Origin of the sequence: Agrobacterium sp. LMR679 (genome assembly GCF_027157905.1) — a bacterium.
Taxonomy (GTDB): domain Bacteria; phylum Pseudomonadota; class Alphaproteobacteria; order Rhizobiales; family Rhizobiaceae; genus Agrobacterium; species Agrobacterium leguminum.
This window is the reverse complement of sequence record NZ_JAPVOJ010000001.1, coordinates 2,241,801-2,256,240: the sequence shown is the minus strand read 5'-3', so window position 1 is coordinate 2,256,240 and position 14,440 is coordinate 2,241,801. Positions and strand designations below refer to the sequence as shown.

The 14,440-nt window shown below is 60.8% G+C and carries 11 protein-coding genes; 3 read left to right on the top strand and 8 right to left on the bottom strand.

Annotated features, from left to right (window positions below; all coding sequences use genetic code 11):
* Nucleotides 1-4 precede the first annotated feature (4 nt).
* A complete protein-coding gene (locus tag O3W47_RS10400; protein ID WP_269313652.1) occupies nt 5-991 on the bottom strand; it encodes an ABC transporter permease in 987 nt (328 codons plus the stop codon).
* Nucleotides 992-1,111: 120 nt separating this feature from the next.
* Nucleotides 1,112-3,061 (bottom strand): ABC transporter substrate-binding protein, encoded by a 1,950-nt coding sequence (locus O3W47_RS10395; RefSeq protein ID WP_035260480.1) that lies wholly within the window; start codon nt 3,059-3,061, stop codon nt 1,112-1,114.
* 301 nt (nt 3,062-3,362) lie between these two features.
* Between O3W47_RS10395 and O3W47_RS10390 the strand changes: the two genes are divergently transcribed.
* The 3 genes from O3W47_RS10390 to O3W47_RS10380 are packed head-to-tail and all read left to right on the top strand — an operon-like array spanning nt 3,363 to nt 5,950.
* Nucleotides 3,363-4,082 carry a FadR/GntR family transcriptional regulator gene (locus O3W47_RS10390; protein ID WP_174025094.1) on the top strand — a complete coding sequence of 240 codons (720 nt, stop codon included), beginning with the start codon at nt 3,363-3,365 and terminating at the stop codon, nt 4,080-4,082.
* 58 nt (nt 4,083-4,140) lie between these two features.
* On the top strand, nt 4,141-5,022 hold the full coding sequence (locus O3W47_RS10385) for an SMP-30/gluconolactonase/LRE family protein (RefSeq protein WP_269313651.1): 882 nt from the start codon (nt 4,141-4,143) through the stop codon (nt 5,020-5,022).
* Between the two features lie 31 nt (nt 5,023-5,053).
* Nucleotides 5,054-5,950 carry a dihydrodipicolinate synthase family protein gene (locus O3W47_RS10380; protein ID WP_269313650.1) on the top strand — a complete coding sequence of 299 codons (897 nt, stop codon included), beginning with the start codon at nt 5,054-5,056 and terminating at the stop codon, nt 5,948-5,950.
* 91 nt (nt 5,951-6,041) lie between these two features.
* Here O3W47_RS10380 and O3W47_RS10375 read toward each other — a convergent pair whose 3' ends face one another.
* From O3W47_RS10375 to O3W47_RS10350, 6 genes are all read right to left on the bottom strand, one after another.
* Nucleotides 6,042-7,694 (bottom strand): OFA family MFS transporter, encoded by a 1,653-nt coding sequence (locus O3W47_RS10375; RefSeq protein ID WP_262530674.1) that lies wholly within the window; start codon nt 7,692-7,694, stop codon nt 6,042-6,044.
* 115 nt (nt 7,695-7,809) lie between these two features.
* Nucleotides 7,810-8,154: a formate dehydrogenase subunit delta gene (locus O3W47_RS10370; RefSeq protein ID WP_127757119.1), complete on the bottom strand. Its 345-nt coding sequence runs from the start codon at nt 8,152-8,154 to the stop codon at nt 7,810-7,812.
* A gap of 71 nt (nt 8,155-8,225) precedes the next feature.
* Nucleotides 8,226-11,108: a formate dehydrogenase subunit alpha gene (fdhF, locus tag O3W47_RS10365; protein ID WP_059756356.1), complete on the bottom strand. Its 2,883-nt coding sequence runs from the start codon at nt 11,106-11,108 to the stop codon at nt 8,226-8,228.
* Between the two features lie 4 nt (nt 11,109-11,112).
* On the bottom strand, nt 11,113-12,669 hold the full coding sequence (locus O3W47_RS10360; protein WP_135397674.1) for a formate dehydrogenase beta subunit: 1,557 nt from the start codon (nt 12,667-12,669) through the stop codon (nt 11,113-11,115).
* Complete coding sequence (locus O3W47_RS10355) at nt 12,666-13,145, bottom strand: formate dehydrogenase subunit gamma (protein ID WP_031233968.1); 480 nt, start codon at nt 13,143-13,145, stop codon at nt 12,666-12,668. Before O3W47_RS10355 ends, O3W47_RS10360 begins: the two co-directional genes overlap by 4 nt.
* A 104-nt stretch (nt 13,146-13,249) precedes the next feature.
* On the bottom strand, nt 13,250-14,185 hold the full coding sequence (locus O3W47_RS10350; RefSeq protein WP_003521693.1) for a LysR family transcriptional regulator: 936 nt from the start codon (nt 14,183-14,185) through the stop codon (nt 13,250-13,252).
* Between the last annotated feature and the right edge of the window lie 255 nt (nt 14,186-14,440).

Genomic DNA, 14,440 nt, shown 5'->3' with positions numbered 1-14,440 from the left:
CCTCCTATTCGAGCCGGATGCGCGGATCGACCAGCGCAAGCAGGATGTCGCTGATAAGCGATCCGATCAGCGTCAGCGCGCAGATCAGCAGCACGAAAGCGCCGGCGAGATACATGTCCTGCGCCATCAACGACTGCAGAAGCAGCGGTGCAGCCGTCGGCAGATTGAGCACGATGGCGACGACCACGGAGCCCGAAATGAGATTGGGCAACAGCCATGTGATGGTGGAGATGAACGGGTTGAGCGCAATTCTGAGCGGGTATTTCGTCAGCAGCTTGAACTCGGACAATCCCTTCGCCCGCGCCGTGGTGACATAGGGCTTGGGCAATTCGTCCAGCATATTGGCGCGCATGACGCGGATGAGGCTTGCGGTGGAGGACACGGCAAGGATGGCGACCGGCAGCCAGATATGGGCCATGAGGTCGATCATCTTGGCAATGCTCCAGGACGCCGTTTCATATTCCGCGGAAAACAGCCCGCCGACATCGGCCCCGAACTCCACCGCCGCGACATACATCAGCACCAGCGCCAGCAGGAACGAGGGTATGGAAAGGCCGAAAAAGGAAAAGGCAGTGAAGAGATAATCGCCAATCGAATATTTGCGCACGGCGGAGAAGACGCCGATGGGAAGCGCGATGGCCCAGGTTGCGAGAAGGCTTGCGATGGCCAGAACCAGCGTCAGCGCCATGCGCTCCCAGATAAGCCCTGAAACCGGCTGCTGCCACTCGAACGAAATGCCGAAATCGCCGCGGCTGACGATGCCCCATATCCATTTCAGATATTGCACGATCATCGGGTCATCGAGGCCGAAACGTTCGCGCAGCTGCGCCGCCGTATTGTGGTCGATGACTTCGTTGGAAGCGGCCAGTGTGGCGATATAGGTCGTCACATAGTCGCCGGGCGGCAGCTGGATCAGGACAAAGGCAAGGAAACTGACGGCAAACAGGGACGGTATCATCCACAGCAGGCGTTTTACGATAAAAAGCAGCATGTCGTTCTCGCAATCACATTGTGCCGCACGCGCCGCCCTCCACTAAGGAGACGGCTGTGGGTGGTCGAAACAACCTGAGAGGCGTCGCCGCGTTACGGCAGCGACGCCCATGTGGCGGTGTCAGCTTGTGAAGGTGAACTGTTGCGGCAGCGCCGGGCCGGGATTGGGCCAGGTCCAGCTGTCGGGTTCCGTTTCCGGCACATTGCGCAGATTGTTGCGGATGATGCCGAAACCGCCCACCGCAAGGCAGAGGCCGATTGTCTCGAATTCTTCCGCCGCAATGTCGAATATCTGCTTCATCTTCTCGCCGCGCTTGGCAAGGTCGGCCGTCGAGCGCGCCTCATCGAACAGCTTGAAGCGCTGCTTCTGGCTTTCCGGCGGCTCTTCGCCCTTCTGGCCATTCGAGGTGTACCAGAGCGCCCACGGAATGGCATAACGCGACCCCTGCGGATGGAAGGCGAAGAAATCGCGCGGATCGAGCATCGGATCGAGACCGCCGGGACCGGGCCAGACGGCGGCATCGTGGGCGTTGTCATCGCCGCGTGTATAATAGAGCGCGCGTTCGATGGTGTTGACCTTGATGTCAACGCCGATCTGCGCCCACTGCGCCTTCACCAGCTCCAGCGCATCGACCAGATCGGGATAAAGCGTCGGGATGACGTCGATAGAGAAGAAAACGGGCTGGCCGTCAGGCCGCAACCGCATGCCATTGCCGTTCTTCTTGTCGTAACCGGCCTTGTCGAGAAGCTCGTTCGCCTTGTCGGCATCGTATTCGGTGAATTGACGCGCCAGCTTTTCATTGTACCAGGGATGTGTCGGACGCGGCCCGGCCTGATAGCCCTCGCTCTGACCGAAATAGACGATGTCGATGATTTCCTGCCGGTTGAGCGCGATGGACAATGCCTGACGGAACGACTTGTCGGCGAACATCTTGCGCATCGCCGGGTCTTTGTGGGTGATGTTCAGGTAAATCTGGCACTGCTGCGCGGCAGACGGCACCAAAGTCAGCAGGCGATAGTCACCCTTTTTCATGTTCTGCGACAGGGTCGGCTTGTTGGCGAGTACGCTGATATGGCGCTCCTGAATGTCGATCTTGCCGGAAATGACGTTCAGCATCAGCGATTCGACATCCTGCGAAATGCCGAAATTGATTTCGTCGATATAGGGCAACTGGTTGCCTTCGGTATCGACTTGCCAGAAGTAAGGGTTGCGGGTCATGACCACGCGTGTCGCGCCGCCGGAATAAGGTTCCTTCACCACCCATGGATCAAGCGTCGGCTTGTCGACATTCGACCAGCGGGACGGAATTTCGATATCGCCGCATTTGGCACGGAACAGCTCTGTCCAGCTCGAAACACCCGCAGCCTTCACATCGGCATCGAGCGCCGTGTTGTATTTCGGCAGGAACTTGCTGCAATAGTGCTTGGGAAACAGCGTCGGATGCTGGCCGAGCGGCGTGGCGAGGTTTTCGAGATAAAGCGCATTCGGCGCGGCGAATTTGAACTTTACCGTGAAATCGTCGACTTTTTCGACATCGACCGCCTTGCCGGCCACGGAAAGCTGCGCTGGCGTCGCGCTGTAAAGCTCCTTGTTCTTGATGCAGTCCTCGATGGCGAACACCACGTCATCGGCGGTGAAGGGGTGGCCGTCCGACCATTTTGCGCCCTCCAGCAAATGGAAGGTGAATTGCGAGGCATCGTCGTTGACTTCCCATTTCACCGCAAGGTTCGGCAGAACCTCGGTGAAATCCATGTTCCAGCGAACCAGCCCCTGATTGCCGACCATGCGCAGGATGCCGTTATGGTCCGACGAACCGCGCAGGCCACGACGCAATGTGCCGCCATAGGTGCCGATTTTCTCGTGCGGCGTCACCACCATCGGATTTTTCGGCAGGCGTTCGGCCAAAGGCGGCAATTTGCCGTCCTTTACCAGCGCCTCCAGTTCCGGCGCCTGCTTGCCGGCAGCAGCCCGCGCCGAGGTCCCGATGACGGAAAGGGCGGCGACGCCGCCAACACCCGCCATAAAGGTTCGGCGCGTTACGCCCAGTGAAAATGCTTCGCCATCGCGCATCGACAATCCTCCCAAAAAATCACCGGCAGCGAGACGGCTTTCACCGAACCGCGACGGCCCTCCCGGCCAGCCAGCACGCCGATCCTCCATCGGCAGGCGCAGACCATATTGGCGTTTTCAGATGATTACAAGTATTGACAGATTTTTACATCTTTTTTATTTGTAGGCCGGTTTTCAGGATCAGGCTTGAAGAAAAAATCGGTAGGACAGCCCCCTCGCGCACAAAAAACCCGGTATTTCTGTTGCGATTGAAATGCAGGAAACCCATTAACTTCAGCGATTTGCAACGGAAGGGCTGCTGATGGACAATCACACTGCATCTGCCGCCGCTCGAGGCGAGACTCGGCTGAGCGACATCATCTACGAAAAAATCGTCGGCATGATTTCGGACGGGCGGTTTCCCGTGAACGAGCGGCTGCCATCGGAACAGAATCTGGCGTCGCTGTTCGGCGCATCGCGGCCGGTTGTGCGGGAAGCGCTGGAGCGGCTTCGGAACGACGAGCTTATCGTTTCGCAAAAGGGATCCGGCTCCTATGTACGCCAGCAGCCGGATTCTTCCGTGTTGCAACAGGTGCCGGTCGGCTCGCTGGCCGACGTGCAGCGTTTTTTTGAGTTCAGGGCCGGATTGGAGGCTTCCGCGACTGAGCTTGCGGCGCGCAACTGGCAGGCCGCGGACAGGTTGCGGATCGAGCAGGCGATTGCCGCGCTGGAACAGTGTCTCGAGCGCAACGATCTTGGCGCTGAGGAAGACTTCGCCCTGCACGAAGCCATCGCGAAGGCGAGCCATAACCAGTTCCACATCACGGTGCGGATCTGGTTCAAACCCCATTTCGCCATCGGCCAGTCGGTGACACGCAGCCTCAGCCTCAAGCGGACGCCGCAGCATGTGCGCGAAGTCCAGAACGAGCACACGGCCATCGTGGAAGCGATTTTTGCGCGACGCGAGCAGGCCGCGCATGACGCGATGAAAGACCACATATTGAAGGCGCGCGCCCGCATGTTTCAGGGCGTCGGCAGTTAAGCCACACCCTGCAATGTCGAAAACAGAATCATAAGGGGCGGATGAGGGAGAGGAACCAGTGAGCCAGCCGCATATCATAGAACCGAAGCTCCGTTCCCTGATCGATACCCCGCTGAAGGTCGGCGAATCGCCTGCCTGGGATGAGCGCACAGGCGACCTGTGGTTTGTCGATATTCTCGCGCCCGCCATTTTCCGCCTGCATCCCGGTGGAAAACTCGACAGATACGACATGCCCGCCCAGGTGGGCTGTCTCGGCCTTTGCGACAATGGGTTGATTGTGGCGGGCCTCAAGACCGGCGTGCATCTTCTTAATCCCGCGAGCGGCAAGCTCGATCTTCTGTGCGACCCGGACGACGGGCGGCCCGACAGCCGCCTCAACGACGGAAAAGTTGGCCCGGACGGCCATTTCTGGGTGGGGACCCGCGACGAGGCCGCGATACAGACAGGCAATGCACGCCTCTATCGCGTCGCCCCGGATGGCGGCATCGAACGCATCATCGATGGCGACATGTTCACATCGAACGGGCTTGCCTGGAGCCCGGACGGCAGACGCATGTATCATTCCGACAGCAGCGGCCTCATGTATCAGGCATTCGATTTCGATGTCGCGACCGGCAGGCTCGGCACGGCCGAACGCCTGCACGATTTCGCGCCGGATGAAGGCAGGCCGGACGGTGCGGCGACCGATTGCGAAGGCTGTTACTGGAGCGCCGGCGTTCAGGCGGGACGTCTCAACCGCTTTTCACCGGACGGCGAATTGTTCGAGGTCTACCGGCTGCCGTTCAGGGGGCCGACCATGCCCTGTTTCGGCGGTCCCGACCTCAAGACGATCTACCTCACAAGTCTCGTCACCGAGACGGACGGAATAACCACCGCAGGCACGGTTGTCGCATTCGATGCCCCGGTCGCCGGCACGCCCGTTCACAAATTCTCCATCTGAAGATGACTTTTGATCCTAAGGAACCCAGTTGATGACGACATTCGATTTTCGCCAGGCCCTGCAGGGTATCTCCGGCGTTCCGGTAACGGCTTACGATGCAAGCGGCGAAGTGCAGACCGGTGTCACCGCCGAGGTTTACGCCCGCGTCGCAAAGGCAGGCATCCACAATATCGTTGCGGCAGGCAATACCGGCGAATTCTACGCCTTGACGCCCGCGGAAATTCTGAAGGTTTATGAGGCTGCAATAAAAGGCGTCGGCGGCAAAGCCCCGGTTACGGCGGCGATCGGACGCTCGCAGCGCGAGGCCCTCTCCATGGCGCGTCAGGCAAAAGAAATGGGCGCATCCGCCGTCATGTCGCATCAGCCGGTCGACCCTTTTGCAGCCCCGCAATCGCAGATCGACTATTTTATCGGCCTTGCGGAGGGCAGCGAATTGCCGTTGGTCGCCTATGTCCGGGCGGACGGCTTTTCGGTCGATGACATGGTAAGGCTTGCCAGCCACCCGAATGTCGCCGGCATCAAGTTCGCGACGACCGACATCATGCTTCTGTCGCGCGCGATTGCCGCTTCCGATCCGAACGGCGCTCTATATGTCTGCGGACTGGCTGAAAGCTGGGCGCCTGCCTTCGCGGCGGTTGGCGCGCGTGGTTTCACATCCGGTCTCGTCAATGTCGCGCCGCAATTTTCCCTGCAGGTTCATGACGCCCTGACGGCCGGCGATTTCCCGACCGCACGGAAGATCATCGAAAAGATCGAATTGTTCGAACGGCTGCGGACACGATATCGCAACGGCGCCAACGTGACCGTGGTGAAGGAAGCCATGGAAATTCTCGGGATGAAGGTTGGCCCCGTTCGCGCCCCGGGACTTGCCCGTCTGGACAAAGAAGATCGCGCAACGCTTGAAGGACTGCTTGCCAGCTGGCGTTGATGGACGCCATACCGGCAAGCTGCACGTTTTCGCTTTAATCAGATCATATGCCGGCCATGAGCCGGCATATGCTTTCCGGGCCGATGGACGCTCAGCCGAAGAGCGCAAGGCTGCTTTTCACGGTAACCCATACGCCCCACAGAAGCGGAATACCGACAGCAACCCAGGCAAGTGCCGCCTTGGTGTCCAGCCCGCCACGCCCGATGCCGAAGGAGCCTGTCGGGCCGGCATTGGCGGCCGCCGTCTTTGCCTGCAGCGTCGCGACCTCCGCATCCGACATGAACCACCTGTCCGAAAGCGGCCGCACGAAGGCATTGGCCACGAGGCCGATCGCCAGCATGCCTGCCAGAATATACATAGTGCTGGTGTAGAGCGCGGGTCCTGGCGCCACGCCCGCCGCGATCTGCGCTTCGCGAATGTAGTTGACGACGACCGGACCGGCGATGCCCGCAGTCGCCCACGCCGTCAGCAGGCGGCCGTGGATTGCGCCGACGAACTGCGTGCCGAAAATATCTGCGAGATAAGCGGGAATGGTCGCAAAACCACCGCCATACATCGACAGGATGATACCGAAGGCCAGAACGAAGAGCGCCTTGTTGCCCATCGTCGCAAGCGTCGGCGCCAGCGCATAAAGAATGATGCCGAGAATGAAGAAGCAGAAATAAGTGTTCTTGCGACCGATCTTGTCGGACATCGACGCCCAGAAGAAGCGGCCGCCGATGTTAAACAGGGAAAGCAGCCCGGTGAAACCGGCAGCAATCGCCGCAATCTGCGCCTTCTGCCCGGCATCGAGATCCGCAAAGCCAACGCCGGGTAAGCCGATCAGCGAGCCCGCGAAGATTTCCTGCAGCATGGGCGAGGCCATGCCAATGACGCCGATACCCGCCGAAACGTTGAGGCACAGCACCGCCCAGATGAGCCAGAATTGCGGCGTCTTATGTGCATCGCGCAGATGCACATGGCGATGGGTTATCATGGCGCTTTTGGCGGAAGGCGCGGTCCAGCCTTCCGGACGCCAGCCCGACGGCGGAATGCGGTAACCGAAAGCGCCCGCCATCATGAAGACGAAATAGATCATGGCCATGACCACGAAAGTCTGCCAGACGCCGACCGAAACATCCGTCTTGAAGTTGTTCATCAGCAGATTGGCAAGCGGCGCACCGATCATCGCACCACCGCCAAATCCCATGATGGCCATGCCAGTCGCCATGCCGCGACGGTCCGGGAACCATTTGATCAGCGTCGATACGGGCGAAATATAGCCAAGGCCGAGACCGATACCACCGATGACGCCGGCGCCCAGCCACATCAGCCACAGCTGGTGCGTGATGACGCCGATTGCCGCCACCAGAATACCGCCGCACCAGCAGCAGGCGGAAACGAAGCCGGCCTTGCGCGGCCCCACTCTTTCCAGCCAGCCGCCCCAGATGGCCGCCGAGCAGCCGAGAAGAACGAAGAAAAGCGTATAGATCCAGCCGAGATCGGCCACGCGCCAGTTGCACTCAGTGGTGAACAGCGCACCCAGAAGGGTGAGGCTGGAGCAACTGGGGTCCGTGGTCGGCAGCGCCTTCGACAGCGGCAGCCAGAACACGCTGAAGCCATAGGCCATGCCGATGCATAGATGAATGGCAAGGGCCGCCGGCGGCACCAGCCAGCGATTGAAACCCGGTCTTGCGATTATTCGTTCGCGGTCCAAAAACCCGGCTTGCGCCGCCTCTCCCGCTGTCGCACCTGCTACTGCCATTGACATTACCTCCCTCGTGGATGTCTGGACATGTCACGTTCGCCCCGCCGGGCGAACACCGATATCGCCGAACGTCCCCCGTCCGGCCGAAAGTGTGATTTTGCGGTCGCGCCGCTCAAGCCCCTGTGCTTTCCGGGACGCTCGGTTCCGAAAGGGACTCACCCGCAATTGGTCCTTTGCCGCCCGGCGCGCCCTTGGCGTCCTCGCCGAGCCCCACGGCATCGGCCGCCGGATCGTCGGGCCGCTTGATCTTCTTCGAAGCGGCAAGCACAAGCGGCAGAAAATCACCGGCCCCGGCATCCACCATCTCGAAGAACCGGCGTCGCATGCGCGGTTCCCAGAATTTGTTGATGTGGGTGGCGACACCTTCGATGCGTATATCTTCCGGCTGCGACAGAAAGAATGTCGCGATCTGGTTCGCCATTCTCACCAGCTTTTCATCGGTGTGGTTGAGCAACATGACCTCTTCCCCCGCGCCGGCTGCCGGCCGACGCCTCTGTGTGTGACAAGGCCGGGCGCACCCGGCCCTCCTTATTCCGCCGCTTCGAGCTTGCCGCTGATCCGCCGCGAACGGCGGCCAAGCGCGTCATATTCCTCCTGCCATTCCGTCGGCCCGTTGGAAGGCGATACCTGCACGGCGGTCACCTTGTATTCGGGACAGTTGGTCGCCCAGTCGGAGAAGTCGGTAGTGATGACGTTCGCCTGCGTGCCGGGATGGTGGAAGGTCGTATAGACCACGCCCGGCGCCACACGGTCGGTGATCAGCGCCCGCAGTGTCGTATCGCCCGACCGGCTGGCGAGCTTGATCCAGTCGCCATCCTTCACGCCGCGCTGTTCGGCATCATGCGGGTGGATTTCGAGCCGATCCTCCTCATGCCAGACGACGTTTTCCGTGCGCCGTGTCTGCGCGCCGACATTGTATTGCGACAGGATGCGGCCGGTGGTGAGCAGCAGCGGGAAACGCGGCCCCGTGCGTTCGTCCGTCGCCACATATTCGGTGCGGATGAACTTGCCCTTGCCGCGCACGAAACCGTCCACATGCATGATCGGCGAGCCATCCGGGAATTTCTCGTTGCAGGGCCACTGCACCGAGCCCTTCTCCTCCAGATAGTCGTAGGAAACACCGGCGAAACTCGGTGTCGTCGCCGCGATCTCGTCCATGATCTCGGAGGGATGCGCGTAATTCCATGCAAGCCCCATGGCCTGCGCCAGCTTCTGCGTCACTTCCCAGTCGGCATAACCGTTCTTCGGGGACATGACCTTGCGCACGCGGTTGATGCGGCGCTCGGCATTGGTGAAGGTGCCGTCCTTTTCGAGGAAGGTGGAACCCGGCAGGAAGACATGGGCGTAATTTGCCGTCTCGTTCAGGAAGAGATCGTGCACCACGACACATTCCATGGCGGCAAGACCGGCCGAAACGTGCTTCGTGTCCGGATCGGACTGGAGAATGTCCTCACCCTGAATATAGATGCCCTTGAAGCTGCCATCCACGGCCGCATCGAGCATGTTGGGAATACGCAGCCCCGGCTCGTTGTTGAGCTTCACGCCCCAGAGTTTTTCGAAGATGTCGCGCGTGGCATCGTCGGAAATATGCCGATAGCCCGGAAGCTCGTGCGGGAAAGACCCCATGTCGCAGGAACCCTGAACATTGTTCTGACCGCGCAGCGGATTAACGCCTACACCGGGGCGGCCGATATTGCCGGTCGCCATGGCCAGATTGGCGATTGCCATGACCGTCGTAGACCCCTGGCTGTGTTCGGTGACACCGAGCCCGTAATAGATGGCGCCATTGCCACCCCTGGCATAAAGGCGTGCAGCGCCACGCACCTCTTCCGCCGGCACGCCGGTGAAGCTTTCGGTTTCTTCCGGGCTATGCTGAGGTTCGGCGACGAAAGCGGCCCAATCCTCGAATTCCGACCAGTCGCAGCGCTCACGGATGAAGGCTTCGTTGAACAGCCCTTCCGTGACGATGACATGCGCAAGCGCCGTCAGCACCGCGACATTCGTTCCGGGCTTCAGCGGCAGGTGGAAAGACGCCTCCACATGCGGCGTGCGGACGAGATCGATACGGCGCGGATCGATGACGATCAGCTTCGCGCCCTGGCGCAGCCGCTTTTTCAGCCGCGAGCCGAAAACAGGATGCCCATCGGTCGGATTGGCGCCGATCACCAGCACCACATCGGACTGCTCGACACTGTCGAAATTCTGCGTGCCGGCGGAAGTGCCGAACGCCTGGCCGAGACCGTAGCCGGTCGGCGAATGACAGACGCGGGCGCAGGTATCGACGTTGTTGTTGCCGAAGCCGGCGCGAATGAGTTTCTGGACGAGGAAGGTTTCTTCGTTCGTGCAGCGGGACGAGGTGATGCCGCCGATGGATTCCCGGCCATATTGGCCCTGAATACGCCGGAACTCCGACGCGACGTGGGAGAAAGCCTCCTCCCACGTGACTTCCCGCCATGGATCGCTGATCTTTTCGCGGATCATCGGGTTGAGAATACGGTCCCTGTGGGTGGCATAACCATAAGCGAAACGGCCCTTGACGCAGGAATGGCCGCGATTGGCCTGCCCGTCCTTCCACGGCACCATGCGCACCAGCTCTTCACCGCGCATTTCCGCCTTGAAGGAGCAGCCGACGCCGCAATAGGCGCAGGTCGTGACCAGCGAATGCTCCGGCTGGCCAATCTCGATCACCGATTTTTCAGTAAGCGTCGCCGTCGGACAGGCCTGCACGCAGGCGCCGCAGGAAACGCAATCGGAATCGAGGAACGCCTCATGCGCGCCGGGCGACACACGGCTTTCGAAACCGCGCCCTTCGATCGTCAGCGCGAAGGTGCCCTGCACTTCCTCACAGGCGCGCACGCAACGCGAGCAGACGATGCATTTGGAAGGATCGTAGGTGAAATAGGGATTGCTTTCGTCCTTCGGCATCCAGCGCGCGTTAAGATCGCCATCGCCGGTGCGGGCCTTGACGTGGTTGTCGCCTTCGTAACCGTAACGCACATCGCGCAGGCCAACGGCACCGGCCATATCCTGCAGCTCGCAATCGCCATTGGCGGCGCAGGTCAGACAGTCGAGCGGGTGATCGGAGATATAAAGCTCCATCACGCCCTTGCGGATCTGCTTCAGCCGTTCCGTCTGCGTGTGCACGACGAGACCGGGGGCGACAGGCGTGGTGCAGGAGGCGGGGGTGCCGTTGCGACCCTCCACCTCGATCAGACAGAGGCGGCAGGAACCGAAGGCATCCACCATGTCGGTGGCGCAGAGTTTTGGAACATCGATCCCCGCTTCGCGCGAGGCGCGCATGATCGAGGTTCCCGCAGGCACAGTCACCTGCCTGCCGTCGATGGTGAGCGTCACCATGTCCGTTGCGTGGGATTTGGGGGTTCCATAGTCGAATTCTGTCACAAGGGCCATGGTCTTACTCCGCCGCTTCAACACGTGGGGTGGGGGCAAAATCATCAGGAAAATGCCGGAGTGCGCTCATGACGGGATAGGGCGTGAAGCCGCCGAGCGCACAGAGCGAACCGAATTTCATGGTTTCGCAGAGGTCTGCGAGGAGCGCCGTATTTTTCTCCCGCTCGATGCCGAGCGCGATCCTGTCCACCGTCTCGACCCCACGTGTGGAGCCGATGCGGCATGGCGTGCACTTGCCGCAGCTTTCGACGGCGCAGAATTCCAGCGCGAACCGGGCCTGATGCAGCATATCGGCGGTATCGTCGAAAACCACGATGCCGGCATGGCCGATCAGGCCACCGGCGGCGGTGAAGGCTTCATAGTCGAAGATCGTATCGAACAGCGAAACCGGGAAATAGGCCCCGAGCGGACCGCCCACCTGCACCGCCTTGACGGGGCGGCCGGTGATCGTGCCGCCACCGATATCATTGACCAGATGCCCGAGCGGCAGGCCGAAGGCGGTCTCATAGAGCCCGCCATGCCTGATGTTTCCGGCAAGCTGGATGGGGATGGTGCCATGCGAGCGGCCGACGCCGAAATCGCGATAAAACGCCGCGCCGCGATCCATGATGACCGGAATGGAGGCGAGCGAAATCACATTGTTGACGACGGTGGGCCTGCCGAACAGGCCCTGCAAAGCAGGAAGCGGCGGCTTGGCGCGCACGGTGCCGCGCTTGCCTTCCAGACTGTTCAGAAGCGAGGTTTCCTCGCCGCAGACATAGGCGCCGGCACCCATGCGCACTTCGAGATCGAAGGCCCGCCCGGAACCAAGCACGGACGGGCCGATGATGCCTTCGCGGCGGGCGATCTCGATCGCCTGCTCCATGACCTTGATGGCGTAAGGATATTCCGAACGCGTATAGATGAAACCTTTCGTCGCGCCGACGGCGAGGCCGGCAATCGCCATGCCTTCGATCAGCACGAAGGGATCGCCCTCCATGATCATGCGGTCGGCGAAGGTGCCGCTATCGCCCTCATCGGCATTGCAGACGATATATTTCTGGTCGGCCACCGCATCGGCGACGGTCTTCCATTTGATACCGGTCGGGAAACCCGCGCCGCCGCGTCCGCGCAGGCCGCTTTCGGTCACTTGCGCAACGATATCGGCCGTCGCCATGGCGACGGCTTTTTCGAGGCCTTTCAAGCCCTGATAGGCGCGGTAATCCGTAAGCGACAATGGATCGGTAACGCCGCAGCGGGCAAATGTCAGGCGCGTCTGGCTTTTCAGGAACGGGATGTCCTTCGTCGGCCCGAGACAGAGACGATGCTCGCCGCCGGTGAGAAAACCCGCTTCGAAAAGCGAAGCAACGTCGCTGGCCTTGACCGGCCCGTAGGCAATACGGCCATGTTCGGTGCGCACTTCCACCAGCACTTCAAGCCAGAGCATGCCGCGCGATCCATTGCGGACAATATGCACATCGAGATTGCGGCTGGCCGCCTCGCGGCCGATCGCTTCGGCGACACGGTCTGCGCCAACGGCAAGCGCGGCGGAATCGCCCGGAACAAAAACGGTGACACTCATCGGCGCGCCTCCGCCAGAATGTCGCCAAGACAGTGCTCGTCCAGTCGTGCGTGAAGTTCGCCATCCAGCATCAGCGCGGGCGCCTGTGCGCAAAGCCCGAGACAGAAGACCGGCTCCAGCGTGACGGAACCGTCGGCTGCCGTTTCGTGCCAGTCAAGGCCGAGCCGGGACTTGATGGTGTCCGCAAGAGGCTCGCCACCCATCGACTGGCAAGCCTCGGCGCGACAGAGCTTCAGCACATGCCGGCCGGACGGATGATCGCGAAAATCAGGATAGAAGGTCACGACGCCATGGACCTCGGCGCGCGATATATTCAGCGCGGATGCAACGATCTGCTTGGCGCTTTCCGGTATGTAGCCGAATTCTTCCTGCACCGCATGCAGAATGGGCAGCAAAGGCCCCTCCAGGTGGAGAAGTTCGTCAATGATAGCGGAAACACGGGCCGCCTCATCTGCGGCAACCGCACGGATATTCATAAGCCAGTCCTCCCAAACCGACAGGGGCAGGTATGGCGAGCGGCACATGTTTCAGTGTCAGCGCAGCCCCTGCATGGTTCGGGAGAATGGCGAGGTCGGCCGGATCAGGTCAATAATGTGTTTTCGTCAACCGATAGGAAATTCCTATCAAAAGCCATCGCCGCTGCGCGCTGACGCGCCTCATGAAGAAGCGCGGAAACGAGCGGCGTGTGTGGTTCGCGATAGGTCGCGATCAGCCCCACCAGATGTTCCGCATCCGGTTCGGTAATCGGTATCATTCTGATCTGCTTTGGAAAACCGAATGATTCCGCTATGTTACGCGGCATTATTGAAGCCCATTGTCCGGTTCGGATATGCGAAAACAGCACAATCATGGAGTTGGACTCCAATGTCGGTTTCACCTCTACGCCCGCTTCAGCCATATGCTTATTGATGATGCGGCGGTTCTGCATATCCGAAGTCAATAGGCATAACCTAAGACCTGAAACCTGCTTCCAGGTAACGCTTTCCTGATCGGCGAGCGGCGTTCCGGCCGCTGCAATCAGGTGATATCGCTCCGAATAAAGCGGCACCGTGGTCACTCGGCCAAGGGGTTCATTGTCGAGATAGCTGATTCCCGCATCGATCTCGAGGTTTTCGATCTGGCTCAGGACCTGAAGCGAGGTGCGTGACGTCACGGAAAAGGTCACGTCGGGATGCCGGGCCTGAAAGGATTCCGTCAATCGCGGCACCATCGCAAGCGCCGTCGGAATGACCGCAAGGCGGATGTGGCCCGCCAGACCCTTGCGCGCCGCCCGCATTTCCTCACGCATGGTGCGCGTATCGGCGACGATGCGACGCGCCCATTCCAGAACACGCTGGCCCTCCGGTGTCAGCCCCTGATAACGCGCCGCACGCACCACAAGAACGACACCAAGCTGGTCCTCCAGCTGCCGGATCGCGGCCGAGAGACTGGGTTGGGAAACGCCGCACTCCTCCGCCGCGCGGCCAAAATGCCCTGCGCGCGCCAATGCAATGAAAAATTCCAGCTTGTCGATCATGCGTCCTCCCGCGTCGCTCGCGACCCTGCGGATGGTGCGAGCAGGAGAACACTAGAACGAGGCGGGGAAGCCCGCAAATGGATGCCGTTGTTTTCCTGAAATCGCACGGGGTGGCAAGACTGGGTTCCGTCAGGCGCGGGCAGTCATGGGCGTTGACGTTCGGTCAACCACTCCAACCGCACTGGACGCAGCTTATGACGGCATTGACCCATCCGTCGTTTCGCCTCCTACCGCACAGCGCCTGGAAGCGAGACC

Coding starts and splice junctions, on each gene's coding strand:
- fdhF (WP_059756356.1), bottom strand. CDS start 11,108: ATGGCCCTTGTGACAGAATTCGACTATGGAACCCCCAAATCCCACGCA.
- O3W47_RS10395 (WP_035260480.1), bottom strand. CDS start 3,061: ATGCGCGATGGCGAAGCATTTTCACTGGGCGTAACGCGCCGAACCTTT.
- O3W47_RS10380 (WP_269313650.1), top strand. CDS start 5,054: ATGACGACATTCGATTTTCGCCAGGCCCTGCAGGGTATCTCCGGCGTT.
- O3W47_RS10375 (WP_262530674.1), bottom strand. CDS start 7,694: ATGGCAGTAGCAGGTGCGACAGCGGGAGAGGCGGCGCAAGCCGGGTTT.
- O3W47_RS10390 (WP_174025094.1), top strand. CDS start 3,363: ATGGACAATCACACTGCATCTGCCGCCGCTCGAGGCGAGACTCGGCTG.
- O3W47_RS10400 (WP_269313652.1), bottom strand. CDS start 991: ATGCTGCTTTTTATCGTAAAACGCCTGCTGTGGATGATACCGTCCCTG.
- O3W47_RS10350 (WP_003521693.1), bottom strand. CDS start 14,185: ATGATCGACAAGCTGGAATTTTTCATTGCATTGGCGCGCGCAGGGCAT.
- O3W47_RS10370 (WP_127757119.1), bottom strand. CDS start 8,154: ATGTTGCTCAACCACACCGATGAAAAGCTGGTGAGAATGGCGAACCAG.
- O3W47_RS10360 (WP_135397674.1), bottom strand. CDS start 12,669: ATGAGTGTCACCGTTTTTGTTCCGGGCGATTCCGCCGCGCTTGCCGTT.
- O3W47_RS10355 (WP_031233968.1), bottom strand. CDS start 13,145: ATGAATATCCGTGCGGTTGCCGCAGATGAGGCGGCCCGTGTTTCCGCT.